The 25,480-nt window shown below is 60.3% G+C and carries 21 protein-coding genes; 6 read left to right on the top strand and 15 right to left on the bottom strand.

Annotation, left to right across the window (positions count from 1 at the left end; all coding sequences use genetic code 11):
- Window positions 1–39 precede the first annotated feature (39 nt).
- The gene (locus tag PMI16_RS16540) at window positions 40–498 is read left to right on the top strand and encodes a SixA phosphatase family protein (RefSeq protein ID WP_007881576.1); all 459 of its coding nucleotides are present in this window, start codon (window positions 40–42) and stop codon (window positions 496–498) included.
- Window positions 499–649: 151 nt separating this feature from the next.
- Here the strand turns inward: PMI16_RS16540 and PMI16_RS16535 are convergent, their stop codons facing one another.
- From PMI16_RS16535 to PMI16_RS16515, 5 genes are all read right to left on the bottom strand, one after another.
- Window positions 650–2,452 carry a methyl-accepting chemotaxis protein gene (locus PMI16_RS16535; protein ID WP_007881575.1) on the bottom strand — a complete coding sequence of 601 codons (1,803 nt, stop codon included), beginning with the start codon at window positions 2,450–2,452 and terminating at the stop codon, window positions 650–652.
- 190 nt (window positions 2,453–2,642) lie between these two features.
- Window positions 2,643–4,376 carry a methyl-accepting chemotaxis protein gene (locus tag PMI16_RS16530; protein WP_034380944.1) on the bottom strand — a complete coding sequence of 578 codons (1,734 nt, stop codon included), beginning with the start codon at window positions 4,374–4,376 and terminating at the stop codon, window positions 2,643–2,645.
- Between the two features lie 572 nt (window positions 4,377–4,948).
- Window positions 4,949–5,995 (bottom strand): glycosyltransferase family 4 protein, encoded by a 1,047-nt coding sequence (locus tag PMI16_RS16525; protein ID WP_007881569.1) that lies wholly within the window; start codon window positions 5,993–5,995, stop codon window positions 4,949–4,951.
- On the bottom strand, window positions 5,977–6,837 hold the full coding sequence (locus PMI16_RS16520; protein ID WP_007881568.1) for a UDP-2,3-diacylglucosamine diphosphatase: 861 nt from the start codon (window positions 6,835–6,837) through the stop codon (window positions 5,977–5,979). Before PMI16_RS16520 ends, PMI16_RS16525 begins: the two co-directional genes overlap by 19 nt.
- Window positions 6,834–7,601 (bottom strand): GNAT family N-acetyltransferase, encoded by a 768-nt coding sequence (locus tag PMI16_RS16515; protein WP_007881566.1) that lies wholly within the window; start codon window positions 7,599–7,601, stop codon window positions 6,834–6,836. The genes PMI16_RS16520 and PMI16_RS16515 overlap by 4 nt, the downstream gene beginning before the upstream one ends.
- Window positions 7,602–7,825: 224 nt before the next feature.
- Between PMI16_RS16515 and PMI16_RS16510 the strand changes: the two genes are divergently transcribed.
- Both PMI16_RS16510 and PMI16_RS16505 read left to right on the top strand, forming a co-directional pair.
- A complete protein-coding gene (locus tag PMI16_RS16510; RefSeq protein ID WP_007881553.1) occupies window positions 7,826–8,566 on the top strand; it encodes an acetoacetate decarboxylase in 741 nt (246 codons plus the stop codon).
- Between the two features lie 9 nt (window positions 8,567–8,575).
- Complete coding sequence (locus PMI16_RS16505) at window positions 8,576–9,358, top strand: 3-hydroxybutyrate dehydrogenase (protein WP_007881551.1); 783 nt, start codon at window positions 8,576–8,578, stop codon at window positions 9,356–9,358.
- Window positions 9,359–9,801: 443 nt separating this feature from the next.
- On the opposite strand, the gene PMI16_RS16500 is transcribed toward PMI16_RS16505, so the two are convergent.
- The 7 genes from PMI16_RS16500 to PMI16_RS16470 form a co-directional block, all read right to left on the bottom strand.
- Complete coding sequence (locus tag PMI16_RS16500) at window positions 9,802–11,136, bottom strand: hemolysin family protein (RefSeq protein ID WP_007881550.1); 1,335 nt, start codon at window positions 11,134–11,136, stop codon at window positions 9,802–9,804.
- A 242-nt stretch (window positions 11,137–11,378) separates the two neighbouring features.
- Entirely contained in the window at window positions 11,379–12,101 is a 723-nt protein-coding gene (locus tag PMI16_RS16495) for a hypothetical protein (RefSeq protein WP_007881549.1), read from the bottom strand.
- 256 nt (window positions 12,102–12,357) lie between these two features.
- Window positions 12,358–13,776, bottom strand: a complete 1,419-nt coding sequence (hydA, locus tag PMI16_RS16490; protein WP_007881548.1) for a dihydropyrimidinase — start codon at window positions 13,774–13,776, stop codon at window positions 12,358–12,360.
- A 13-nt stretch (window positions 13,777–13,789) separates the two neighbouring features.
- Window positions 13,790–14,518 (bottom strand): maleate cis-trans isomerase family protein, encoded by a 729-nt coding sequence (locus tag PMI16_RS16485; RefSeq protein WP_007881547.1) that lies wholly within the window; start codon window positions 14,516–14,518, stop codon window positions 13,790–13,792.
- A gap of 17 nt (window positions 14,519–14,535) precedes the next feature.
- Window positions 14,536–15,327: an ABC transporter ATP-binding protein gene (locus tag PMI16_RS16480; protein ID WP_007881546.1), complete on the bottom strand. Its 792-nt coding sequence runs from the start codon at window positions 15,325–15,327 to the stop codon at window positions 14,536–14,538.
- A 10-nt stretch (window positions 15,328–15,337) separates the two neighbouring features.
- A complete protein-coding gene (locus PMI16_RS16475; protein ID WP_007881544.1) occupies window positions 15,338–16,153 on the bottom strand; it encodes an ABC transporter permease in 816 nt (271 codons plus the stop codon).
- A 52-nt stretch (window positions 16,154–16,205) separates the two neighbouring features.
- The gene (locus PMI16_RS16470; protein WP_007881538.1) at window positions 16,206–17,267 is read right to left on the bottom strand and encodes an ABC transporter substrate-binding protein; all 1,062 of its coding nucleotides are present in this window, start codon (window positions 17,265–17,267) and stop codon (window positions 16,206–16,208) included.
- Window positions 17,268–17,622: 355 nt separating this feature from the next.
- On the opposite strand from PMI16_RS16470, the gene PMI16_RS16465 reads away from it, so the two are divergent.
- The 3 genes from PMI16_RS16465 to PMI16_RS16455 all read left to right on the top strand — a co-directional run bounded on the left by PMI16_RS16465 (window position 17,623) and on the right by PMI16_RS16455 (window position 19,790).
- Window positions 17,623–18,396 (top strand): GntR family transcriptional regulator, encoded by a 774-nt coding sequence (locus PMI16_RS16465; protein WP_007881536.1) that lies wholly within the window; start codon window positions 17,623–17,625, stop codon window positions 18,394–18,396.
- A gap of 135 nt (window positions 18,397–18,531) precedes the next feature.
- The gene (locus PMI16_RS16460) at window positions 18,532–19,335 is read left to right on the top strand and encodes a TorF family putative porin (protein ID WP_007881534.1); all 804 of its coding nucleotides are present in this window, start codon (window positions 18,532–18,534) and stop codon (window positions 19,333–19,335) included.
- A 32-nt stretch (window positions 19,336–19,367) separates the two neighbouring features.
- Entirely contained in the window at window positions 19,368–19,790 is a 423-nt protein-coding gene (locus tag PMI16_RS16455; protein ID WP_007881533.1) for a hypothetical protein, read from the top strand.
- Between the two features lie 37 nt (window positions 19,791–19,827).
- On the opposite strand, the gene PMI16_RS25045 is transcribed toward PMI16_RS16455, so the two are convergent.
- The 3 genes from PMI16_RS25045 to PMI16_RS16440 form a co-directional block, all read right to left on the bottom strand.
- On the bottom strand, window positions 19,828–21,759 hold the full coding sequence (locus PMI16_RS25045; RefSeq protein ID WP_007881528.1) for a methyl-accepting chemotaxis protein: 1,932 nt from the start codon (window positions 21,757–21,759) through the stop codon (window positions 19,828–19,830).
- 108 nt (window positions 21,760–21,867) lie between these two features.
- The gene (locus tag PMI16_RS16445) at window positions 21,868–22,569 is read right to left on the bottom strand and encodes a response regulator (RefSeq protein ID WP_007881527.1); all 702 of its coding nucleotides are present in this window, start codon (window positions 22,567–22,569) and stop codon (window positions 21,868–21,870) included.
- Between the two features lie 2 nt (window positions 22,570–22,571).
- The gene (locus PMI16_RS16440) at window positions 22,572–25,295 is read right to left on the bottom strand and encodes a DUF4118 domain-containing protein (RefSeq protein ID WP_007881526.1); all 2,724 of its coding nucleotides are present in this window, start codon (window positions 25,293–25,295) and stop codon (window positions 22,572–22,574) included.
- Window positions 25,296–25,480: the final 185 nt, after the last annotated feature.

The raw sequence follows: 25,480 nt of genomic DNA, 5'->3' as shown, positions 1-25,480 counted from the left end.
CGCATTGAAAATCAACCAATCAACCAGAGGCGAGTCCCCATGGAACTGATTTTATGGCGTCATGCAGAAGCGGAGTTGGGTGAGCCGGACGAGGGTCGCGCGCTGACCGGCAAGGGACACAAGCAAGCCTGGAAAATGGCCGACTGGCTCGACCGCAACCTGCCCGAGAGTTGCCGCATCCTGGTCAGTCCGGCCACGCGCACCGTGCAGACGGCCGAAGCGCTCGGGCGCAAGTTCAAGATTCACACCGACCTGGCGCCGGACAAGAGCCCGGAAGACCTGCTCGCCGCCGCCAACTGGCCCGACAGCCGCGAACCGGTGCTGGTCATCGGCCATCAGCCGACGCTGGGCCTGGTGGCGGCGCAACTCATCGGCGGCATGCCGCAGGAATGGTCGATTCGCAAAGCCAACGTCTGGTGGATCGCCCAGCGCGAACGCGGCGACATCACGACCAATTATCTGCGCGCGGTGATGGCGCCGGACCTGATCGCCAAGTAACCAAGTAAGCATGAAAAACAAGCGCAACAAATAAGCGCAAAAAGAACTGCCCGATAAAAGACGCCGGGCTGCCGATATTCTCAGCAGCCCGGCGTCTTTTTACTTCTGCATCGGTGTCGCTATTGCTTAGTGCACCGATGCCAGCACGACATCAGTTCAGCCTGAACGAACTCACCGCGCCGGCCAGACGTATCGCCTGTTCCTGCAAGGATTGCGCGCCCGCCGCGGCCTGCTCCACCAGCGCGGCGTTCTGCTGCGTGGTTTCATCCATCTGCGTGATCGCCTGGTTGGTCTGGTTGATGCCGTCGCTCTGCTCGCGGCTGGCGGTGCTGATTTCCGCCACGACTTCGCTCACGCGCTTGACGCTGTCGACCACTTCACGAATGGTGGCGCCGGCCTGCTCCACCAGCTGACTGCCCTGTTCGACTTGTTCGACGGAATCGCCGATGAGCACCTTGATTTCCTTGGCGGCCGTGGCTGAACGCTGCGCCAGGCTGCGCACTTCCGACGCCACCACCGCGAAACCGCGTCCCTGCTCTCCGGCGCGTGCGGCTTCCACGGCGGCATTCAGCGCCAGGATATTGGTCTGGAAAGCGATGCCGTCGATGACGCTGATGATGTCGACGATCTTCTTGGACGATTCATTGATGGCGCCCATGGTATCGACCACCCGGCCGACCATGTCGCCGCCGCGGGCGGCAATGTCGGATGCGGAAGCGACCAGAAGATTGGCTTCATGCGCATTGTCGGCGTTGCTCTTGACGCCTGCGGTCAGTTCTTCCATGGCCGATGCGGTTTCCTCGAGCGAACCGGCCTGCGCTTCGGTGCGCGCGGACAAATCGCTGTTGCCCTCGGCGATCTCGCGCGACGCTTCCTTGATGGTGTCGCTGGCCTTGCGGATATCGAGCAGGACCGCGGAGATTTTGTCGACGAACTGATTGAATGCCAGGCCGATCTGCGCCAGCTCATCCCGACCGTTGGCATCCAGGCGGCGCGTCAGATCGCCGTCGCCGACCGCAATCTCGCCCAGCGCATTGCGCACCAGCGCCAGCCGCTGCAAGGCCTTGGCGATCAGCACGCTGAGCAACAGGCAGACCAGCGCCGTCACCACCAGTGCGGTCGCAGCCGACGATCCCAGCATTGCCTTGAGCGGCGACGTGGCGTCGGCACGGTCAAGCACCACCACCAGCAGCCAGTCGGTGCCGGCGACCTTGGAAACATAAAGCATGCCGTCGCGGTCGTTCAGGCGGATTTGCTTGCTCTGATGCGTACTCTCGACTTCGGCCAGCGTCGGCACCGAGAGGTCCTTGTCGAGATCTGCAATCGGCTTGAGGGTCAGTTTGGTATCGGGATGCGCAATGATCTTGCCCTTGCTGTCGACCAGAAACGCATAGCTCTCAGGCGTAGGCTTGATCGCCACGATAATGCGGACCACCGTGTCCAGCAACACGTCCGCCGCCGCCACTGCTTTGACCTGCCCGGTCGCGCCGATACTCTCGGCAAAAGTCACCAGCAGCTTGCCGGTGCTTGCGCTGGTGTACGGCGAAGTCACCACCGGACCGGCCACCTGCGAGGCCAGCGTATACCAGGAGCGCTTGGTCGGATCGTAATCCGGTGCGCGGGTGCGTTCCTGCGAGAACACGGTGTGCTTGTCCGCATAGCCGATGTAGGCCAGATCGAAGCCGCCGGCCTGTTCCGCCGCCTTGACGAAAGGCAGCGGATCGGCCATGTCGGCCGCCTGTTTGATGGAAGTGACGACCGACTTCTTCGACGCCACCCATTCCGCAATGGTTGCCGCATGACTGTCCGACAGTTGACGCGTCTGGCGGTCCAGCGAATCCAGCATGCGCGACTTGCTCGTCAAAAAATTGGCGCCGATGATGGCAAGCATCGCCAGCACCACTACCGAAACGCACAAGGCGATCAGGCGCATGCGCAGTGTCGAAAAAAACATATTCTTGCCCTTGATGAAAGTTGTTGCCTGTATGTTGCCATTACATTGTGGAGGTGTTGCCCGCGGGACATTACCGAGGCAACTTGTTAAAAAGCCCGCAGGCCGGAAGGCTTGCGGGCTTTGTCTGCATCGTTGCGAAGGATGCAGATTAAATGATGATTGTGACCTCGCCGTTACGCGAGGATGGGCATCAGAACTCTTCCCAGCTTCCTTCGTCTTGTGTGGCAACCGGTTTCTTCGGCGCCACGGGAGAAGTCTTCTTGTGCACGGCAACCGGCTTGGCGACAGCAGGCTCGGCGGCTTGCAACTCCAGCGGCGGGTTGACCGTCTTCAGCATCGACGGCACGACAGTCGCCTGTGCGCCTTGCGCCGCCATCGCAGCGCCGTCAATCTTGAACACGGCAACCGCACGCGCCAGCAAATCGGCCTGCTCCTGCAAACTTTCGGCGGCAGCGGCAGCCTGCTCCACCAGAGCGGCATTTTGCTGCGTGATTTCGTCGATCTGCGAAATGGCGTTGTTCACTTCGGCAATGCCGGCGCTCTGCTCTTTGCTCGCGGCGGTGATCTCGCCCATGATGTCGGCCACATGCTTGACCGAGGTCACGATCTCGCTCATGGTCACGCCGGCTTCGTCGACCAGCTTGCCGCCCGCGTCCACCTTGCTGACCGAGTCGCCGATGAGGATCTTGATTTCCTTGGCGGCGGAAGCCGAACGCTGCGCCAGGCTGCGCACTTCGGACGCCACCACGGCAAAGCCGCGACCTTGCTCGCCGGCGCGCGCCGCTTCCACGGCGGCGTTGAGCGCGAGGATATTGGTCTGGAACGCAATGCCGTCGATCACACCGATGATATCGACGATCTTGCTGGAACTGGCCTTGATGGAACCCATGGTTTCCACCACATCGCCGACCACCTTGCCGCCCTTGACCGCATAGTCCGAAGCCGACATCACCAATTGATTGGCCTGATTCGCATTCTCGGCATTCTGCTTTACGGTCGATGTCAGTTGCTCCATCGAGCTGGCGGTTTCCTCCAGGCTGGAAGCCTGCGATTCGGTGCGATTGGACAGATCGGCGTTGCCGGTGGCGATTTCCTGCGAAGCGACGGCGATGATGGCGGCGCTTTGCTTGATTTCGTTGACGGTCGATGCCAGCCTGGTTTGCATGGCATTGAGCGAATGCACCAGCTGGCCTGCCTCGTCGTGGCTCTTTTCTTCGACCATTGTGGTGAGGTCGCCGCTGGCGATGGTTTCGGTGATTCTGCCGGCGCGTCGCAGCGGCGCCGTAATGGTGCGGGTAATCGACCAGGTGAAGAAAGCGCCCAGCGCCAGCGTCACGATACCGATGACGATCATGCTGATCTGGCCGGTGTGATAGCTTGACTGAAAGGCAACGTAAGCGGCCGACATGTCTTCCTGCTGATAGCTTGCCAATGCGCCCACGCTGGCCATCCACTTGTCATACGCGGGCAGGAAATCGCTCTTGAGCAATTGCGCCGCGTCGAAGTAGTTGCCGCCGCCGACCATCTCGCGAATCTTCTCGACGATGGGGAACAGCACCTTGCGTTCCGCGGCCGACGCTGCGAGCAGCGCCTTGCCTTTGTCTGTCGACGTCAGCTTGGTGAGTTGTCCTTCGAAGCCTGCATAGGCTTGCAGGATCTTGGCCAGGCGCTGGTTTTCCTGCTGACCTTCGGCGGCGTCGGTCGGCGTGACGACCTTGCGTAACGCGAGTGCCAGTGCGCTGCCCGATTCACGCATGCTCATCGCCGCAGTCATGCTGGCAACCTTCTGGTTGATGATGTACTCGCTGCTGGTTTCCATTTCGCTCATGCGCCACAGGCCATTGAACAAAATCGCTGCTGCGCAGAACAAGACCAGACAGAACCCCAGCGCCAAACGTGCCCCAATTTTGATATTCGAGATCATAACCATTCAACTTTCCCTGATAAAAAACTGCCGTCCCTGAAGGTGCAACTTGCCAGATGCTTGATGGTTCTATGTGGTGCCGTGCATAAAGGACCATACCTCGCCGGTGTCGCCGGCCGATGCTTGCCCTTGTATTGCCAGCAGGATTCATGCCCGCCCGGATGCCCCGCAATTGTACGTGTTTCAGACTTGTTTTTCTTGTCGCAAAGCAATGAAATCCGAATAAGGAAAGACAACGGCCGCATCTTGTGCGGCGCTCTTGACGACCTTTATTGCGAGTGAATAAGACGTCTGCGCGTCTGTCATGCCGCCCGCATTTCCTGTTCCATTATTGCTCGTGCTGCATCTTAGATAAGCGCTCCGGGCTAGGCCAATGCTTTGTGCGCATGTAACTATACCGTTTTCGCATAATTTTCCGGAAGCCGCAAGCGGCGGCGTCGCGTGTCGCTGCCGGAATGAAAAAAGCCTGCCCGGTCGTTGCCGGACAGGCTTTTTTACCATCGTGGCCAGGCCTTAAAACTCTCCCCGCTTGTTGGCGCCGTCGACTTCCAGCGGTTGGGCCGCAGACGATTTCAGTGAGATTCGGATACGGCGACCGTCGGCACGGCGCCCGCAGCTACACTGCGCGCGTAATGCAAATGCTGCAAGAACTGTTGCGTGGCGGCATCCCATGAATAACTCATCGCATGCTCGCGCACGTCTTCGCGGCGCAGCACCAGCGCTTCCATGCAAGCGACATCGAGCTCTTCGTGCAAGGCGCCCGAAAAGCCGTTGGAGACCACGTCGATCGGCCCCTCGACAGGATAGGCGGCGACCGGCACGCCGCACGCCATTGCCTCGACCAGCACCAAACCGAAGGTATCGGTGCGGCTGGGAAACACGAACACGTCGGCGCAGTTGTAATACGCCGGCAATTCGTCGTGGCCCTTGGCGCCGAGGAAACGGACATCCGGGTAGCGTTGTTCCAGTTCTTCGCGCTGCGGTCCGTCGCCGATCACCCACTTGGAACCGGGCAAATCCAGCTTGAGGAAGGCTTCGATATTTTTTTCCACCGCCACGCGGCCGACATACAGGAACAGCGGACGCACGATGCAGGCGTGATCTTCCGCAGCCGGCTTGAAGTGTTCGGTATCGACGCCGCGCCCCCACAACGCGACGTTGCGGAAGCCGTGCTGTTCGAGCGCGTCCTTCATCTTCGGCGTCGGCACCATGATGGCCTTGGACGGTCCGTGGAACCAGCGCATCAGGCGATACGTCAGCGCCTTCGGCAACAGCTTGCGCGCGCTCAGGTATTCCGGGAAGCGCGTGTGATAGGCCGTGGTGAAATCCAGCTTGTTCCTGAGGCAGTAACGGCGCGCCGCGAGGCCCATGGGGCCTTCAGTGGAGATGTGGATGCAATCGGGCTTGAACGCATCCAGCGCGGCGGCAATCTTGGCATACGGCTTGTAGGCCAGCCGTATTTCGGGGTAAGTCGGGCAGGCAAACGTGCGGAAATCGCGCGGCGCCAGCATCAGTACTTCGTGACCTTTGTTTCGCAGGCAATTCTGGGTCGCCCGCAGGGTGTTGACTACGCCATTGACTTGGGGTTCGCCCGCGTCGCTTACGATGGCAATGCGCATAAATCTTCTACTCCGGCTAATTTGGAACTTTTCTTCAACTGCATGATTTCGCCCCAGGTCACCAGGCGCAATTCACCCGATGCGTCTTCGACCAGGGCCGACAGACTTTCCACCCAATCGCCGTCGTTGCAATACTTGATACCGTTGATGTCGCGGATTTCCGGTTTGTGGATATGCCCGCAAATGACGCCGTCAAGACCTTTCTTGGCGGCTTCAGCTGCGAGCGCATCTTCGAACGAGGTGATGTAATTGACCGCGTTCTTGACCTTGCCCTTGAGATACTGCGACAGCGACCAGTACGGCAATCCTGCACGCGCGCGCCAGCTGTTGAACCACTGGTTGAACTTGAGGATCATGGTGTACAGGTTGTCGCCGACATAGGCCAGCCACTTGGCGCAGGCAATGACGCCGTCGAAACGGTCGCCATGGATCACCAGCATGCGCTTGCCGTTGGCGGTGGTGTGGATCAGCTCGTCGCGGATCTTGATGCCGCCGAAGTCGAGGTCGATGAACTGACGGATGACTTCGTCGTGGTTGCCCGGCACGAAGATGACGTTGGTGCCCTTCTTGGCTTTCTTGAGCACCGTCTGCACCACGTTGTTGTGACTTTGTTCCCAGTACCAGCGACGCTTGAGCTGCCAACCGTCGATGATGTCGCCCACCAGATAGAGCGTCTCCGATTCAGTCGCGCGCAGGAATTCCAGCAGGCGTTGCGCCTGGCACCCCGTCGTGCCCAGATGCACGTCGGAGATCCAGATCGTCCTGAAACGGAGGGGATCGCGTTTCATTCCCAGAGCGGCTTCCACGCCGTCGTCATCCAGAAACTGATCGCGTGGTTTCATACGGCTCTCGTTTCTTTCAGGTAGTGTTTCGCATAACGGCCGTCGAGCTTGGCCAGCGGCAGCAGCAGGAAGAAATCCGCAGAGTGGAAATCAGGATCCCAGGCCGGTTCGCCGCACACCCATGCGCCGCTGCGCAGGTAGCCGCGCAACAGCGGCGGCACTTGCGGCTGATGGCCGGCTTCGCGTTCTTCGATCGGAAATGCCGTATGCGGCGTGACGCTGTACTCTTGCGGCGCCATGTTGTTTTCGCGGAAGGCGTGATACAGCGCCGCTGCGTTGTGGCCGCCGTCGGCCAGGCTGACGCTGGCGCAGCCCATCAGGTAGTCGCAACGTTCCTTGCGCATGAAGTCGGCAATGCCGGCCCACAGCAACATGATGACGGCACCGCTGCGGTAATCCGGATGGATGCAGGCGCGGCCGGCTTCGCAGATGGCGTTGCGGATATTGTCGAGGCGGCTCAGGTCGAATTCCTGTTCCGAGTAGAATTTGCCCATGCGACGTGCTGCATGCGGGCTCATGACGCGGTAGGTGCCGACCACGCTCAGTGTTTTATTGTCGCGTACGATCAGGTGATCGCAGTAATCGTCGAATTCATCCTTGTCCAGACCTTCGGCATTGGCCAGAGCGGACAGGTTCATTGCTTCGATGAAGACTTTGTAGCGCAGACGTTGTACTTCGCGCACCTCTTCCGGCGTGCTGGCGAGACTCAATGACAGTTTGGAAAAACTCGGGTTAGCATCTGCTGGAGTGGTGAGCAGTCTCATGCATCGTCCTTTTTCAGTTGACAACGATGCAAAGCGTAACCGTCGATTGTTTCAGGCAAATGACACATGGACATAACGTGGACACGGCATGGCTAGCGTGCAACACTGCCCGGAGACTGTTGCTGTCAGCCTGCTGCAAGAAAACGATGTGAACTTTATAACGTACTGCTCCGTCGAACCGGGACGACCGGCTTTCCCGGCCTGCAGAAAAGGAAGACAAAGATATGACTGAAGATGACATTCGTCGCAACGCTTTCGCCATGCCGATCCACAACCCGGCATTTCCCCCCGGCCCGTACCGGTTCGTCGACCGTGAATTCCTGATCATCACCTATCGCACCGATCCCGATGCGCTCAGGAAAATCATTCCGGCGCCGCTGCAATTCGTGGAACCCATCGTCAAGTTCGAATTCATCAACATGCCGGACTCCACCGGTTTCGGCCACTACTGCGAATCGGGGCAAGTGATTCCGGTCACGCTAGACGGCGTCGCCGGCGGCTATGTACACAGCATGTATCTCAACGACCATCCGCCGATCGCCGGCGGCCGCGAGCTGTGGGGATTTCCCAAAAAACTCGGCAGTCCGGAACTGCGCGTGCACACCGACACGCTGGTCGGCACGCTTGATTACAGCGACTTTCGCATCGCCACCGGCACGATGGGTTACAAGCATCGGGCGCTCGATGCGGAGACGGTGAAGAAGTCGCTGTCGACACCCAGCTTCCTGCTGAAAATCATCCCCCACGTCGACGGCACACCGCGCATCTGCGAACTGGTACAGTACAGTCTGTCCGACATCACCATCAAGGGCGCCTGGACCGGTCCCGGCGCACTGGACCTGCATCCGCACGCGCTGGCGCCCGTCGCCGACCTGCCCGTGCTGGAAGTCATATCCGCCGTACATATTTTGTCTGACCTGACCTTGCCCCTGGGCACGGTCGCTTATGATTATCTTGCTAAATAAAGGAATGTCATGCTACTCAAAGATAAAGTCGCCCTGATCACAGGCGCAGCCAGCGGTATCGGCAAGGAAATCGCCATCGAATACGCCAAGGCCGGCGCCAAGGTCGTCATCGCCGATCTGGCGCTCGACGCCGCCAAGGCCACTGCGGAAGAAATCACCAAGAGCGGCGGCACCGCCATGGCCGTCGCCATGAACGTGGTCGACGAAGCGCAGGTCGACAAGGGCATCGCCGACGCGGTCGCCGCCTACGGCACGCTCGACGTCCTGATCAGCAACGCCGGCATCCAGATCATCGCGCCGATCGTCGACAGCACGCTGGACAACTGGCGCAAGATGCTGGCGATTCACCTCGACGGCGCCTACCTGACCACCCGTGCCGCGATGCGCGCCATGATCAAGGCCGGCAACGGCGGTTCGATCATCTACATGGGCTCGGTGCACTCGCACGAAGCCTCGCCGCTGAAGGCGCCTTACGTCACCGCCAAACACGGCCTGATCGGCCTGGCCAAGGTCGTCGCCAAGGAAGGCGCGAAGGACAAGATCCGCTCCAACGTGATCTGTCCGGGCTTTGTCCGTACGCCGCTGGTGGAAAAGCAGATTCCCGAACAGGCCAAGGAATTGAACATCAGTGAAGACGACGTGATCAAGAAGGTCATGCTGAAGGATACGGTTGACGGCGAGTTCACGACGACTGCGGATGTGGCGCAGACGGCGGTGTTTCTGGCGGCGTTTCCGACGAATGCGCTTACGGGGCAGTCGGTGGTGGTTAGCCACGGATGGTTTATGCAGTAAGCGTTGCGAGCGCTTGTCGCTTGGGATGCAAGAAGCCGCCTTTGTGGGCGGCTTTTTTTATGGTCGGTATTTGTTTTGTTCCGACTTCGTTTTATAGGTAGCTTCGATTTTTCTTTCTTCGATACCGTCCCCTGGCGATGCGCAGCGAGCCAGTCTCGAAGTCCGCTTGAGAGTAGCCGGTGTCAGCAGGTGAAAATCGGATCAAGAAGGGAAAAATGTCTGAGCGCAGCGAGTTGTTTTCCCTTCCCGATTTTCACCTGCTGGCGCCGGGAACCCCCGAAGGGGGCTACGAACCAGTTGTGTTGGAGCAGTGCTCCAACCCTTCTTTTGCTTACTTTTCTTGGCGGAGCAAGAAAAGTGAGCGGCTGCCGGGCCGCCCCCGGCAAAGGTTGATCGAAGAAAGAAAAGATTCAGTTACCAACAAAGCCAGTCGGAACAAAACACTATCCCTCCAACTCCCCAACCCACTCCCCATCCACCATCTTGGGCAAAACCTTCACCAACACAATCTTCGGCCCCTTCATCTTCACCACGACGATGTCGAACGCAGGAAACTCCACCTTCTGCCCTTCCTTGGGCACCTCACCCAGCTTCTCCATCACCAGACCACCCACCGAGTCGACGCTCTCGTCGTACTCAAAATCGATGCCCAGCATGTGCTCAAGCGTGACGATAGGCAGACTGCCCTTGCCCAGCAAGGTGCCGTCATCCTGACGCGTCCATTCGTTGTTGGTATGACGGAATTCATCGCGAATCTCGCCCACCAGCACGCTCAGCAGATTATCAAGAGTAATAAAGCCCAGCGGCGATTGTCCCTGACGCCCGATGATCGCGAAGTGCGGCGTGCCGGTGCGGAAACGACGCAACAGTTCCTGCGCCGACAAGCTCGGCGAGATGTACTGCACCGGCCGCAGATACAGGCGCAGATCGGCCACCGCCTTGCCGTCCTGCTGCGCAATGAAGACGTCCTTCAGATGCAGCAGACCCAGCACTTCCTGACGATCTTCGTCGAAGTAGGGATAGCGGCTGAAACGGTTGCGATAAATGATCTCGAGATTTTCTTCCTGCGTATTGCCGGCGCTCAGCGCAACGATCTCGTTGGCGGGCCGCATCAGGTCCATGACCTTCAGGTCGCCGAAGTCGAGCGATTGCGCCAGCACGTTCCATTCGTCGCGCGTGAACTTGCCCGTGGGCTTGCCGCCGCCGCGCAGGATGAGCTTGAGCTCGTCCGACGAATAATGCGAATCGTGACCATGGGCGTCGCCCAGGCCGGAAACACGCAGCACCCAGTTGGCGCTCAGGTTCAGCAGCCAGATTGCCGGATACATCGTCCAGTAGAAACCGTACAGCGGCATCGCGCACCACAGGCCGATGCGCTCTGGGTTGCGGATGGCCATGGACTTCGGCGCAAGTTCGCCGACCACGATGTGCAAGAAGGAAATGATGACGAAGGCAAAGACGAAGGACACGCCGTGGATCAGTTCCGGCGAGCTCACGCCGAGGAAAGCGAAGACCGGTTCCAGCAGGCTGGCAAAGGCCGGCTCGCCGATCCAGCCGAGACCCAGCGAGGCCAGCGTGATGCCCAGCTGGCAGGCCGACAAATAAGCGTCAAGTTGATTGTGGACAGTGGCCAGGATGCGTCCGCGCAAACCCTGCGTCTTGACGATGGCCCTGATACGCGTCTGGCGCAATTTGACCAGACCGAATTCTGCTGCGACGAAAAAACCGTTCAACGCGACCAGAAAGAGGGCCGCGACGATCAGTAAGATGTTTTCCAACGAAGGTACCTATTGAGTAGTGAAGAAATTGCGCATGCCGAAGAACAGCTAACAAAACAGCGCGAAGTCCGTCGGGTGGAACCGCGGATGCGCAATGAAGAAATCGCAAACGGGAAAAACTGCGAAAGTTTTGTTAGCTGCTCTTGCGTGTTGCTGCAAGCGCAAGCCGTAATTTACCACGACAACAGGCATTGTCAGAAAACAATGTCAATCCGACAACCCGGATTGACCGGACAGAACGATCAGCGACGCAGTTCCGGCGTGATGAAACGCAGCCCCAGCACCACATAGCGGCCTTGCGTCTCGCGGCCGAAGGTATTGCCGTAGGTCAGATCCATTTCGACATGGTCCGGCACCAGCTTCGCGCGGATGCCACCCTGATAACCGGGCTTGCCCTTGTTCTCGCCGAACACTTCGCCGATGAGCGACAGCCGCTCCATCAGGCGCGTCTCGTTGCCCAGGCCCCAGGTCAGGCGCGTGGTTTGTTCTTTGCCCCGGTGATTAAAGCCGAGATTGGTATGCAGCAGCACCGCGTCATCCTTGAATGAGAACGAAGTCAGCAGCTTGGAATAATAATTCCACGAGCGCCGGCGAGCGCCGTCGTTGTCGTCGCCACTGTCGGTCTGGCGCACCACGCCGCCCAGCATGCCGACGCCATAGCTGTTGGCCGACATTTCCTTGAAGACGGTTTTACCCTGCAGCTGGCTGTTCGAGAGATACATGCCGTTGGCGTCGCGCTGCCACGAATTGCCCCACGAGATCTCCAGATTGCCCGTGAGGTTGCACGACGGATTGAGCCAGCGCTCGGTGCCGTCGCGATTGAATTTACCCCAGGCTTCCAACTGGCATTTGTTGGCGTCGAGCACTTGCGCGTCGTCGACATTCATTGCACCGGCAGCGTAGGCCGACTGCATCCCCAGCAATCCATGGACGGCCATGGTTGCGATCATGAGTTGTTTTTTCATGTGTTACCCCGTCTTTAAGAATCTGACGCCGCCATCGGAAGGCAACGTCCGGCGTGATGCTAGCACCATGCCTCCGGCGCGGGCAATCAGAAATCGAACGCGAGCCGCAGATTTTGAAATACGAGGACGAAATAACCACAATGACATGCCAGGGTCACACTTCTACTTCCGCAGAAGTGCCCCCCCTGGCATCGAACATTTGCTGTGTTGAGAGTGCTTATCGTTTACGAGTAATGCACGCCGGCCATCAAAGCGATCAACGTTTGCGCGGACGCGCAGGATCGGGCAAACCGCATTTCAAAAACTCGCCGCGGCCGGCGGCGCCCTGCGGATCCTTGCCGTCATACACCACATCGCCGCGCGACAGCGTGGTCACCGGCCAGCCCGTCACGGCCACACCTTCATACGGTGTGTAGTCGACGTTGTGATGCAGATTGTCGTTGGCGATCACGACTTCCTTGTGCGGATCCCAGATCGCGATGTCAGCGTCGGCGCCGATGGCGATGGTGCCCTTCTGCGGATACAGGCCGTACATCTTGGCCGGGTCGGTGGCCGTGAGCGCGACGAAACGATTGAGGTCGATGCGACCCTTGCCCACGCCTTCCGAAAACAGCAGCGGCAAACGTGTTTCCAGTCCCGGCGTGCCGTTGGGGATATAGCGAAACGGCACTTCCTTCCCGCCCGGCATCTTGCCCTTGGGATCGGCATAACGAAACGGCGCATGGTCCGACGAGAACACCGTGAACAAACCATTGGCCAGGCCATCCCAGATGTGCTGCTGGTTTTCCTTGTCGCGCGGCGGCGGGCTGCAGATGCACTTGGCGCCGTGATAGCCCTCCTGATCGAGATCGTCGGCGGTCAGCATGAAATACTGCGGGCAAGTTTCGGCATAGATGCGCAGACCGTGGCCATGTGCCCAACGGATCTGCTCGATGGCTTCCTTGCCCGAGACGTGCACGATCAGGATCGGCACGTCGACCAGTTCGGACAGCGCGATCGCGCGATGCGTCGCTTCGCGCTCGACCAGCATCGGCCGTGAAGTCGCGTGATACTTTGGCGCCGTCAGGCCGGCGTCTTCCAGTTGCTCGGTGAGCCAGGCAATGCAATCCGCATTCTCGGCATGGATCATCACCATCGCGCCTTCGCGCCGCGCGATGGCCAGTACGTCGATGATCTGGCGATCATTGAGTTTCAGATCGTCGTAGGTCATATAGATCTTGAACGAGGTATAGCCTTCGCTGATCAGTTGCGGCAGCTCTTCCTTCAAGACCTTCTCCGTCGGATCGCTGACGATCATGTGGAAGGCATAGTCGATCACGGCCTTGCCCTCGGCGCGGCGATGATAGTCCTCCACCGCAGCGCGCAGGGATTGTCCCTTCGCTTGCGCCGCAAAAGGAATCACCGTGGTGGTGCCGCCGCATGCCGCCGAGATCGTGCCGCTGCGAAAATCGTCGGCCATCTCCAGCCCCTCTTCCATCGGCTGATCGAGATGGCAGTGGCTGTCGACACCGCCCGGCAACACCAGCTTGCCGGCTGCATCGATCTCTTTCCTGCCGGGCGCGAGATTACGCCCCAACGCCACGATCTTGCCGCCGACGATGCCGACATCGCATTGCATGATGTCGGACGCGGTGGCGACGGTGCCGTTGCGGATTACCAGATCAAAATCTTCCATGTCGTGTTCGCCCTTACACAACGTCGCGGAACAAACTGCCCCAGTTTCGAATGCGCGAGGGATCCGATCCAGCCTGCCTGAGCGACTTCCACACCACGGTGGAAATGGTGTCGTAAATCGGAATGCCGACTTCGCGCTCCAGCTCTTCCACCAGCGGCGCGCCGCGCAGGTTGGTGCAAAAGATGGTGATGGCTTGCGGCTTTTCCTTCGCGACTTCGCGCACCATGGCCCGCAACTCGTCGGCGCCGACTTCGGAGAACGAGAAATTGTCCTGCTTGCGCAGATGGCGTTCGGCGATGCATTCCAGCCCCGATGCGGCATAGTTCCTGATGATCGCGGCCTGCACGTCATCGAGGTAAGGCGTCACCAAGCCGAAGCGCTTGACGCCGGTGATGTCGAAGATTTCATTCAATGCCAGCACCGAGGTGCAGGCCGGGATGCCGGTCGCTTCGGTGATGCGGCGGCACAGGCGTTCGTCGGCATCGAAGCCGAGCCAGCCGGACGAGGTGCCGTTCCAGCCTATGCTCTGCACCTTGGCGTGCGACAGCAGTTCGGCCGCGCGCAGGATTTCGCTGTCGTCGAATTGCGCCAGCGCCTGATTCGACAAGGCGATCTCGGTGACGCGGAAGCGGCCGAAGTGGGCGCTGGCCTCGGGGATATCGGCGATCATCGCGGTGGTGACCGGCTCCAGCGTGGTGTTGGAGGACGGCGTCAGCATGCCGAGCAGGGTACGTTGAGTCATGATGGTTTCCTTGAAATCTATGCAGCAAGTTTGACGGCGTCGGCATGGGCCAGCGCGGATTCTTCGCGGATCAGGCTCAGTACATGGCGCTTGTATTGATTGAATTCGGCGGTGGTGGTGTCGCGCGGCCGCGCCAGATCGATGTCGATCAGGTCGCGGATCCGCCCCGGCCGATGCGTCATGACGGCGACCTTGGTGGCCAGCACCAGCGCTTCGTCAACGCTGTGCGTGACGAACACGATCGTACCCTCATAACGCTGCCACAGCGTGACCAGCTCTTCCTGCATTTCCATCTTGGTTTGCGCGTCGAGTGCGGCGAACGGTTCATCCATCAGGATCACCGACGGATTCTGCAACAGCGCGCGGGCGATGCCGACGCGCTGCGCCATGCCGCCCGAGAGCTCGGCCGGGAAGTGGTTTTCAAAGCCCTTGAGCTTGACCGTCTCGATGAACGGCTGGGCGGCGGCGCGGCGTTCGGCGGCGCTCTTGCCCTGCAGCTTGAGCGAGAACGCGATGTTGTCCCACACCGGCAGCCATGGCATCAGGTTGGCTTGCTGGAACACCATGCCGCGGTCGGCGCCGGGACCGGTGATCGGCTTGCCGGCAACGGTGACGCTGCCGGAGGTCGGATGTTCGAAGCCGGCGATCATGTTCAGCAGCGTCGACTTGCCGCAACCGGACGGTCCCAGCAGACAGAGGAATTCCTTCTTCTCCAGCTTCAGCGTGACGTTGTCGATGGCGAGCATGTCAGTGCCGCGTTTTTTGTCTTTAAAGACCTTGACGATATTGTTGAGTTCGATGAATGCCATGTTGCTCTCCTTACGCTTTGCCCTGTACCGTCGCCACATGCTGCCAGCGCAGTACCGAATTCATGATCAGTTTCAGGATCAGGTCGGCCAGATAGCCGAGCAGACCGATGCTGATCATGGCTGCAATCACCAGGTCGTAGCGCAGGAAGTAATACGAATCCCACAGCGCGTAACCGAGACCGCTCTTGACCGCCACCATCTCCGCCGTCACGGTCAGCATCCAGGCGCTGCCGATGCCGATGCGCAGCCCCGCGAAGATGCTCGGCATCGCCGCCGGCAGGATCACGAAACGCAACAGCTGGCTCTGGTTGGCGCCGGCCATCGCCGCCGCGCGCAACAGATTGCGATCGGAAGTTTTGACGCCGTGCACGGTGTTCATCAGGATGGGAAAGAACGCGCCGAGGAACACCAGGAAGATCGCCGGCTTGTTGGCGATGCCGAACCAGATGATCGCCAGCGGAATCCACGACACCGGCGGAATCGGCCGCAGCATCTGCACGGTCGGCTCGATGGCGCGCTCCACCCAGCGCCACCAGCCGATCGCCACGCCCAGTGCAATGCCGGAAATCGCCGCAATCAGATAACCGGCCGTGACCCGCATGCAACTGGCCATGGCGTCGAAGATCCAGCGGCCGCTGCTGTCCTGGGCCGCTTCGCTGTAACCGAAGATCCAGTCCATCCAGGTCGCGAACACGCGCGACGGCGCCGGCAGCAAGGAAGCAGGAATCGCCCCCGAACGAGAAAACGCTTCCCAGAACAACACCAGAAAAATCGGTACGGCGAACCGCCACTTCGCCTCCGACAAAGAGCGCATCAGTCCATTCATTGTGATCACCTGCTTTCTATCTCACTAAGTTCGTCGTGCATGCCGATGGAAATCAATAGCCCAGTTCGGTCTTCGGCTTCTTGGTGACTTCCATCAAAAAGCTGTAGTCCATGTTCTTGTCGATCTGCGCCGAGACATCGGTGGAGATGTACTTGAGGTCTTTCATCATGGTGCCGATGGCCTGTGTCTGCGCGCGGTACATCTTGTAGTCGGGGTAGGAATTCTTCAGCGCTTCGGTGGCGACGGTCTTGTCCAGGCCGGTGCCCTTGACGATGCTGGCAACCCAGGCGCCTTTGTCCTTTTGCAGGTTGTCGACCAGGCGCACCACGGCGGCAACCGTTTCCTTCACCTCGGCAGGATGTTCCTTGATCACATCCGAACGCGTGACGATCAGGTTGGTCAGGCGGCCGGCGGCTTGCTTATAAGGGAAGGCAAAATGCTTGCCGACGCCGGTCATGCGGATCTGCGAAGCGAAGGGTTCCACCGAGCAGATCAGTTCCACCTCGCCGCGTTGCAGGGCTGCCGCGTGGTCGGACGGATTCGGGATGTTGACGAACTGCACGTCCTTGTTCGGATTGATGCCGTTCAGGGCCAGCTCGCCGCGCATGTGCAAATCCTGCGCGTTGCCGCGCGAAGCAGCGATGCGAAACGGCTTGCCCTGCGCCTTGTATTCGGCGATCAGCTTCTTCAGGCCGACCCAGTCGTCGGACGCCAGGGCCGTGTCCTTGCCGACCAGCATTTCGGAGCCGCCGTTGACCTGGCCCGACACCGCCACCAGGTCGAAACCCTTGTCGAGGCCGCTGACGAAGGACAGATAAGTCACCTGCGCGATATCCACGCTCTTGGACACCAGCGCGGTCAGCGCATCGCTGCCGGCCGTGAAGTTGATGCCTTCGATGTCGACGTTCTTGGCCAGCTCAGGCACCAGCGCCATGGACATGCAGTGCGCGCACTTGGCGTAAGCCAGCTTGAATTTCGGCTTGGACTGGGCTTGCGCCGAACTGGCAAACGCCAGGCTACATGCCAGGCCCAGAGTCACGGCCGCAGTGCGGAAGACGAACAGCCGCGATGAAGTTTTTTGTGTTTTTTGTGTTTCTTGTGCCAGGTATTGCATGGTGACTCTCCCGTAAGTAGAACAACAATGAGCAACATCGATTTAAATTGTGACAATTAAATTTCTTTATTGCGACAATGTATGCAATAGATGTGCCAGGAGAGTTTTGGATCAGAATCGCTTTTGTGGAAGCCTGTTATTCACTATTTCACCCTCAATTCACTGTCTTCGTACAAAGCACCGCGTCCACGCTGGTGCAAAAATGAAAAAATCAAACCAAATCAGTGCGACAAAATATTTTATAAATGTGGGGAAATTTTTTATTAATTGTGACAATATATCTCCACAAAATTAATTCCGGCTTGCCCCTTAAATAAAAGAACAGGCGAGCAGGACACTCATTCAGGACCAGGCAATGACCAGCACCATCACCCCAAACGCAAAAACCGGCCCCGGCCGAAAGAAAGCCGCCGGCAAACCGGACAACAGCCCTCTTCCGGCGCAAGCCGTCAGCGCCCGCCCGATGGCCGGCGACATCATTTATGAACGCATCCTCACTTCCATCATGGAGCACCGCCTCACGCCGGGCACCAAGCTGGTGGAAGAAAAGCTGGCCGGCATCTTCAACGTCAACCGCACCCGCGTGCGCGAAGTGCTGGCGCGGCTGAGCCACGAAGGCCTGATCACGACGATTCCGAATCGCGGCGCCTTCATCGCCAGTCCGACGCCGAGCGAGGCGCGCGCGATCTTTGCCGCGCGCCGCCTGATCGAGCCGGCGCTGCTGCGCCATCTGTGCGAACAAACCAAGCCAGAACACGTGGCTCAACTGCGCGAGCACGTGGCGCAGGAAGCCCAGGCGCGCGAAGCCAACGACCGCCGCGCGATCATCCGGCTGTCGGGGGAATTCCACATCCGCATCGCCGACATGGTCGAGAATCCGGTCATGAGCAAGATGATGCGCGAGCTGGCTTCGCTGACCTGCCTGATCATCGTGCTGTACGACTCGCCCACCGTGCCCGCCTGCACCCACGACGAACACGGCGACATCATCGACGCCATCGCCGCCGGCAAGGCCGAGCAGGCCGTCGCATCCATGATCGAGCATCTGAATCACATCGAAGCGGTGCTCGACATGTCGGTGCCGCCGAGCGAAGAGGAAGATCTGGAAGCGGTCCTGGGAGTGATGTAAATCACATTCGCCAGCAAAAAAATATCGCCGTTTTTTACGCGATGTTTATTCTGCCGGGCTGAAGTTTTATAAAAATTAAACGCCACTTTTCGTATCTTGTAGTCCACATCAACCTGACATGTGGAGTACAAGAAAATGACATCCCCGAAGACCTTCTCTCTGGCGCTTGGCCGCCTGCTGGTGCTGACCGCAGGCGCGGTGGCATTGCTGCAAGCCGTGCCGTCGATGGCAGCGGACGGCAGCGACGCTCAAACAGCAGCAGCGCCTGCTCCGGCCTTCACCACCAGCGCCAACATCGGCCTCTACAGCCAGTACGTCTTCCGCGGCCTGACCCAGACCAATGAAAAACCGGCCCTGCAAGGCGGCTTCGATCTGTCGCACGAGAGCGGCCTGTACGCCGGCATCTGGGCATCCAACATCAGCTGGATCAGCGACGCCACGCCGGGCGCTTCGGCCAGCCTGGAAGCAGACATCTACGGCGGCTTCAAGCATGGCTTCAACGACACGCTGACCGGCGACGTCGGCTTCCTGCACTACGCCTATCCGGGCAGCTTCCCCAACGGTTTTACCAAAGCCGACACCAACGAGCTGTATCTGGGCCTGGACGCCAAGTGGATCACGCTGCGCTATTCCTACGCCCTCGGCAACACCTTCGGCAGCCCCGACACGCGCGGCTCCAACTACATCGATCTGTCGCTGACGCATGAATTGTTCGCCGGCATCAACGGCGTCGCCCACATCGGCCGTCAGCGCTACACCGGCCCCAATTCGTCCAACCTGTCGTATACCGACTGGAAGCTGGGCCTGAACCGCGACTTCTCAGGTTATGTGCTGGCCGCCTACTACACCGGCACCAACGCCAAGGATGCAGGCTATACCGTCAAGGGCAAGAATCTGGGCCGCGACCAGCTGGTACTGGCGGTTTCGCGCACGTTCTGATCCATCTGCATTCGTCTGCTCCGGAGGCCATCATGCGCCACTATCTCATTCCTTCGCACAAGCACGTTCTTCGTGATTTTCTGAATGCCTCGGCCAAACGCCGCGGCCGGCACAAGAAAGCGGCATGGTGCGTGATGCTGGCGGTCATGTTGTACGCGGCACTGGGCCTGCAGCAATCGCATGCGGTCGTGCCCTACCGCTCACCGGAAGACTATGGCCCCTCGCTGGAAGCCAGGAATCACTTGTCCGCCTGCCGCCGCGCCGCCATGGAAACAATGGCGGCCGTTACCAACGGCGTTGCAGGCGGCAAGATCGAAAGCGAGAGTTTCGTGCAGCGCGGCGATGCGGAGTATTTCCGTTTCGTGATGCGCAGCGGCAGCAAGGAGATATTGATCATCTGCGACGGACATGCTGGCATTGTGCGGCGGCAGATCGACATCTGGGGGGAGCTTTAGGTTTCGCCGCGTGGAGTGAAGCCTGATGCAGATGCGATCATCCGGCCACAACGTCGGCGTCGGCGTCGTCCTCGGCGGGTCCCTCTTTCGTTTTGAAGAAGGCGATGGAACGGCGCAGTTTTTCCGCCTGCGCACTCATCTCTTCGGCCGTGGCCGCCAATTGCTCCGACCCGGCGGCGTTATGCTGCACCGTCATGCTGAGACGGGCAAGCGCCGAATTGATCTGACCGACGCCGGAATCCTGCTCGGCCGATGCGAGCGTCACGGTTTGCACCAGCGTCGCCGTTTCATGGATATCCGGCACCAGCTGGTCGAGCGTGTCGCTGGACTTTTCCGCCAGCTCGACGCTCCTGTCCGCCACCCCGCCGATCTCTTGCGCCGCCGTCTGGCTGCGTTCGGCCAACTTGCGGATTTCTGCGGAAACCACGGCAAAACCGCGGCTCTGCCCGCCGGCGCCGGCAGCTTCGATCGCGGCATTCAGCGCGAGCAGATTGGTCTGGTACGCAATATCGTCGATCACCTCGACCATTTTTGCGATTTGCTTCATCGCCACCACGGTCGAACGCACCGTCGCCGCGCCCGCACCGGCATCGGTGACGACCTTGTCCGCCAGCATCCGGGTGATTTTGGCGCTGGCGGCATTCCTGGCGATCGACGCAGACATTTCTTCCAGCGAGGCACTGGTCATTTCAACACCCGCAGCCTGCTCGTTGGCGCCGGCAGACAGCGCCTGCGCGGTGCTGCTGATCTCGTACGATGCATCGGCCAGCACCGAGGCGCCGGCAGACACCTCGGTGATCACGGCCGACAGGCGATCCACCATCTCCTTCATCCGGCACACCAGACTGGAACGATCGCCGTCGACGACGGCGATGCGCTGGGTCAGATCGCCTTGCGCAACCCGGGCCAGCACACGGATCACCTCCCCCGGCTCGCCGCCGAGCTGCCGCACCAGACTGCGGCAGATGAACCAGGCGAACAATGTCGCCAGTCCCGCGATCAGCAACACGCCGCCGGCGAGCAGATTGCGCATCTTGCGCTGCCGCTCGATCCGCTCGCCGATCAGCAATTGCAATTGGTCAGCCGTGGCGAATGCAATCCCGTATTGCCGCTCGATCGCTTTGCTCACGAGGTTGAAATACTCCAGGGGGGAGAAATTGACGCCGTCCGCCGTGACAATTTTCTCGCTCGCCAGCGTCAGGATTTCATCTCCCTCGGCAGTAGCCGCAGCAATGCCTGGCGCGAAACGCTCCTTCATTTCCGGCCGCGCTTCATAAGCCTTCTCGAAATACCGCGTCGTACTCTTGCCATAAAGCCGCGCACCGGCAATCAGGCCGAAAATGACCGTGCGTTCTTCCGGCGTCACGTTGCCGCTGCTCAGCACGCTCACCCCCATGCCGCGCACCTGCCCGAAGTATTCGGTCAATTGCGGCAAGTCGAAATAGACGGTATGCACCAGATAATAGATGTCGGCGTCGGAATCCAGGCTGAGCAGGTATTTGTCGCTGATCTGCTCAATCAGCAACAACAGCAACTGACACAACTGCGTGTGCCGCTGAAAACTCTCATTGGCGGTCAGGCCGCGCGCGCCGACGCTCTTGGAGAGGCTGCTCCATTCGGAGCGGATGCGTCCCCATAGCGGAGAAGAAGACAAGCCGCTGGCCTGCAGGGCCAGCGCAAGTTGATCCAGGGCAAGATTCCCGCGTTCGACGCTCTCGCTGCGCTGCTGCGCCATCTGGCCGGAAATCAGGAAAGCCGCCGACAAACCGCGATGCTGCTGCACCATCTGCAACATCCTCAACGCGTCTTTGCCGGGTTCCAGCCCTGCACGTTCGCGGTAAGAGGCATCAATATTCTTGTTGGCGCCATCGATGTACAGATAGAAGGGTGGAGCGACCAGCAGCAGCCCCATCAATCCCAGCAACACAATCCGCTGCCACAACTTCATCTGCTGCAACATTCGCATCATGGGACCTCCTGTTTTTCTTATTCTAAATGACCATATTGCGCTTGAGACATCGAATTCTTTGCATAAAGCAGGCCTGATTCGCGATATCGCCTGCCGCGGCAGCGGGCTTCAGGCCGGCTCGGCGTTCACCACGCGGTATCCCACGCCGATCTCGGTCAGGATGTATTTCGGTTGCGCGGAATCCTGTTCCAGCTTCTGGCGCAGGCGTTGCATGTAGATGCGCAGGTAGTGATGGTCTTCCGTATGCGACGGCCCCCAGCCTGCCGCCAGCAGTTGCCGGTGGGTAATCACGCGCCCGGCGTCGCGCAGCAGCGTGGCGATCAGGCGATGCTCGATCTGCGTCAGATGCACCGGCTCGCCACCTTTGTTTGCCGTGCGCGCCGGCAGGTCGATCAGCAGATCGCCCAAGCGAAATCTTCCAGTGGCCGCGCTGGCCTGGCTGCGCCGGCGCAGTTGCGCGCGGATACGCGCCAGCAATTCTGGCACGCCAAAGGGCTTGGTCAGGTAATCGTCGGCGCCGGCGTCGAGCGCGGCGACCTTCTCCGCCTCTTGCGTGCGCGCCGACAGGATCACGATAGGCACGTCGCTCCACGAACGGATGTCGGCGATGACCTGCTTGCCGTCCTGATCGGGCAGGCCGAGATCGACGATCACCAGGTCCGGTTTGCGCGTGCCGGCTTCGACCATGCCTTCGCGCGCGGTACGCGCCTCGTGGACGATGAAGCCTTCCTGTTCCAGTGCGCTGCGCACCAGCTTGCGGATGTGGGCGTCGTCTTCGACGAAAACGATATTGCCGGCGTGATCCAACATGATTAATCCTCTTCTGGTAACGCTGGTGCTTGTTCAAGCGGCAAAGTAAAACACACGCGCGCACCACGACCGCCATCGCCGGGCAACGCGCCAAGCACCCGAATTGTGCCGCCATGCGCATCGACGATGGCGCGGCAAATCGCCAGGCCCAGGCCGACGCCCGGGGTGCTCGATTCCGTGTCGCCGCGGGTGAATTTTTCAAATGCGCGTTCTTCCATGCCTGCCGGAAAACCCGGGCCGCGATCGATCACGCTGATGTCCATCATGCCGGCATTCGCCTTGGCTTCTACAACAATGATCTCGCCGGCCGGCGCGTACTTGACGGCATTCTCGATCAGGTTGGCGAAGACGCGCTCGATCAGCACGGCGTCGAAGCGCACCAGCGGCAGGTCGACCGGCAGATGCGTCTCGACGCGGCGTTCGCCCAGCGTCTTGTTCAACAGGCGCAAGGCTGCGCCGACGACTTCTTCGATCGAGTTCCATTGCCGGTTGAGCGTGATGCCGCCCGATTGCAGGCGCGCCATGTCGAGCAAATTTTCCACCAGCCCCGACATGCGTTGCGACTGTTCGCTGATGGTCATCGCCATCTCGCGCTCGTCGGCGCCCAGCGAGGGTTGCCGCGCCAGGGCTTCGGCGCTGCCGACCAGCGAGGTCAGCGGCGTGCGCAGGTCGTGCGAAATCGCCGACAACAGCGAATTGCGCAGGCGCTCCGACTCCATCGTCACCAGCGCATCCTGCGCGACCTCGGCGTAGTGCAGGCGCTCGATCGCCATGGCGATCTGCGAGCAAAAAATTTCCAGCATCTGCCGGTTTTCCGGCAAAGCCAGTTGCAAAGGGTCCTCGGCGACGAAGGCCAGCACGCCGCGCGTGCGCATGGTGGCGTTCAACGGCAGATACAGGGCCTGCGCCGCCGGCAAGGTCGCCGTACCGCGCCCCGCCGCCTGATCGTTGTCGTAGACCCATTGCGCCACGCCCAGGTCGACTTGCTGCAAGGCATGCGCGTCATGTTCTTCGGGCGCGGCCACGCGTACGTTTTCACCGCTATCCGGCAGGCAGAATGCCGTCTTCGCGCCGAACACCGCGCCGAGATGGCGGCGGCCGATTTCGAGGATCTGCTCCAGCGTCAGCACCGCCGCCAGCTCCTTGCCGAGCATGTACAGATTGCCCGCGCGCGTCTCGCGCAGCATGGCGACGTTGGCCTGATGTCGCATGCGCGAGGCCAGCGAACTGATGAACAGCGATACCGCCAGCATCACCAGCAAGGTAATCAGGTATTGGGCATCCGAGACGCTGATGGAAAAGCGCGGCGCCACGAAAAAGAAATCGAAAGCCAGCACGCTCATGATCGACGCCAGCGCCGATGCCGAGCGGCCGTAGCGCACCGCGACGATCATCACGCCGACCAGGTACAGCATGATCACGTTGGCGGGATGCAGATAGGCGATCAGCCACCACGCCAGCGCCGTGGTCAGGGCGCAACTGACGGTCGCCCACAGATAGCCGCGGCGGCGGCGCAAGCGTCCGCTGTCGTCGCGTGTTTCTTCAGCCGGGGTCCTGACGCTATCGTCGCGTCCCGATCCGGCGGGACGCGCCACGGTGTAGACGTCGATATCCTTGCCTGCGGCGCCGATGCGCTCGGCCAGATTCTTGCGCCACCAGCGCTGCCAGTGCATCCAACGGCGGCCCTGCGATTGACCGATCACCAGCTTGCCGGCATTGCGGCTACGCGCAAACTGCACCAGCGCCTGCGCCAGGTCTTCGCCGGTGATGCTGGCGGTTTCCGCACCCAGCGATTGCGCCAGCTTGAGGTTCTTGAGTATGCGCTCGCGTCCGGCCAGCGTCACGCGCGGCCAGCGCGGCGCATCCACGTGCACTGCCAGCCAGTCCGCCTGCAGCTTGGCCGCCAGCCGCGCCGCCGCGCGCACCAGCTTGTCTTCGTCGGCACGCGCGCCGATGGCGACCACGATGCGTTCCTTGGTCTGCCACAACTGCACGATGGAGCGATCGGCGCGGTACTCGCGCATGTCGGCGTCGACGCGATCGGCGGTGCGGCGCAAGGCGATCTCGCGCAGCGCCAGCAGATTGCCCTTGCGGAAAAAATTGCGCCCTGCTTTCTCTGCCTGTTGCGGCAGGTAGACCTTGCCTTCCTTGAGTCGCTGCAACAGCTCGTCGGGCGGCAGATCCACCAGCGTCACCTCATCGGCCTCGTCGAACACATGATCCGGAATCGTCTCGTGCACACGGATGCCGGTGATCTGGCCGACCACGTCGTTGAGGCTTTCGATGTGCTGGACGTTGACGGTGGTGTAGACGTGGATGCCGGCATGCAGCAGCTCTTCGATGTCCTGCCAGCGTTTGGCGTGACGCGAACCCGGCACGTTGGAATGCGCCAGTTCATCGACCAGGATGACGTGCGGTTTGCGTTCGAGTGCGGCGTCGAGGTCGAATTCGTAGAGCGTGCGGCCGCGGTATTCGGAAGCACGCAAGGGAAGCCGTTCTATGCCTTCAAGCATGGCTTCGGTATCGGCGCGGCCGTGGGTTTCGACGATGCCGGCGACGACTTCTTCATTTTGTTCGCGCAAGCTTTGTGCGGCGGCGAGCATGGCGTAGGTTTTGCCAACGCCGGCGGAGGAGCCGAAGAAAATCTTGAGACGGCCACGCGCCTGACGGTCTTCGTCGCGCATGACGCGGTCGAGCAGTTCGTCGGGGTTGGGGCGGGTGGGCATGGTGGGGGTATTGTAGTTTGAAATGAGGGCTTCTCGGTTACCCGGATGCCGTTTTCGATAGATTGTGTTTTGTTCCGACTGGCCGTTTTTAGATAGCTGCGTCTTTCCTTCTTCGGACAACCCTGCCAGGGGTAGCCCGGCGGCTACTCACTTTTCTTGGCGAAGCAAGAAAAGTGAGCGGCTGC

The organism is Herbaspirillum sp. CF444, from assembly GCF_000282135.1.
GTDB lineage: Bacteria > Pseudomonadota > Gammaproteobacteria > Burkholderiales > Burkholderiaceae_D > Herbaspirillum.
Note: the sequence above shows the minus strand (reverse complement) of the source record. Positions and strands in the feature narration are given on the sequence as shown.

Bases quoted from the DNA above. Each gene is read 5' to 3' on its own strand.
- PMI16_RS16480 (WP_007881546.1), bottom strand. From the start codon at position 15,327: ATGGCATTCATCGAACTCAACAATATCGTCAAGGTCTTTAAAGACAAA.
- PMI16_RS16520 (WP_007881568.1), bottom strand. From the start codon at position 6,837: ATGAAACCACGCGATCAGTTTCTGGATGACGACGGCGTGGAAGCCGCT.
- PMI16_RS16440 (WP_007881526.1), bottom strand. From the start codon at position 25,295: ATGCCCACCCGCCCCAACCCCGACGAACTGCTCGACCGCGTCATGCGC.
- PMI16_RS16510 (WP_007881553.1), top strand. From the start codon at position 7,826: ATGACTGAAGATGACATTCGTCGCAACGCTTTCGCCATGCCGATCCAC.
- PMI16_RS16475 (WP_007881544.1), bottom strand. From the start codon at position 16,153: ATGAATGGACTGATGCGCTCTTTGTCGGAGGCGAAGTGGCGGTTCGCC.
- PMI16_RS16460 (WP_007881534.1), top strand. From the start codon at position 18,532: ATGACATCCCCGAAGACCTTCTCTCTGGCGCTTGGCCGCCTGCTGGTG.
- PMI16_RS16485 (WP_007881547.1), bottom strand. From the start codon at position 14,518: ATGACTCAACGTACCCTGCTCGGCATGCTGACGCCGTCCTCCAACACC.
- PMI16_RS16465 (WP_007881536.1), top strand. From the start codon at position 17,623: ATGACCAGCACCATCACCCCAAACGCAAAAACCGGCCCCGGCCGAAAG.
- PMI16_RS25045 (WP_007881528.1), bottom strand. From the start codon at position 21,759: ATGATGCGAATGTTGCAGCAGATGAAGTTGTGGCAGCGGATTGTGTTG.
- PMI16_RS16540 (WP_007881576.1), top strand. From the start codon at position 40: ATGGAACTGATTTTATGGCGTCATGCAGAAGCGGAGTTGGGTGAGCCG.
- PMI16_RS16495 (WP_007881549.1), bottom strand. From the start codon at position 12,101: ATGAAAAAACAACTCATGATCGCAACCATGGCCGTCCATGGATTGCTG.
- PMI16_RS16535 (WP_007881575.1), bottom strand. From the start codon at position 2,452: ATGTTTTTTTCGACACTGCGCATGCGCCTGATCGCCTTGTGCGTTTCG.
- PMI16_RS16525 (WP_007881569.1), bottom strand. From the start codon at position 5,995: ATGCGCATTGCCATCGTAAGCGACGCGGGCGAACCCCAAGTCAATGGC.
- PMI16_RS16515 (WP_007881566.1), bottom strand. From the start codon at position 7,601: ATGAGACTGCTCACCACTCCAGCAGATGCTAACCCGAGTTTTTCCAAA.
- PMI16_RS16455 (WP_007881533.1), top strand. From the start codon at position 19,368: ATGCGCCACTATCTCATTCCTTCGCACAAGCACGTTCTTCGTGATTTT.
- PMI16_RS16445 (WP_007881527.1), bottom strand. From the start codon at position 22,569: ATGTTGGATCACGCCGGCAATATCGTTTTCGTCGAAGACGACGCCCAC.
- PMI16_RS16505 (WP_007881551.1), top strand. From the start codon at position 8,576: ATGCTACTCAAAGATAAAGTCGCCCTGATCACAGGCGCAGCCAGCGGT.
- hydA (WP_007881548.1), bottom strand. From the start codon at position 13,776: ATGGAAGATTTTGATCTGGTAATCCGCAACGGCACCGTCGCCACCGCG.
- PMI16_RS16470 (WP_007881538.1), bottom strand. From the start codon at position 17,267: ATGCAATACCTGGCACAAGAAACACAAAAAACACAAAAAACTTCATCG.
- PMI16_RS16530 (WP_034380944.1), bottom strand. From the start codon at position 4,376: ATGATCTCGAATATCAAAATTGGGGCACGTTTGGCGCTGGGGTTCTGT.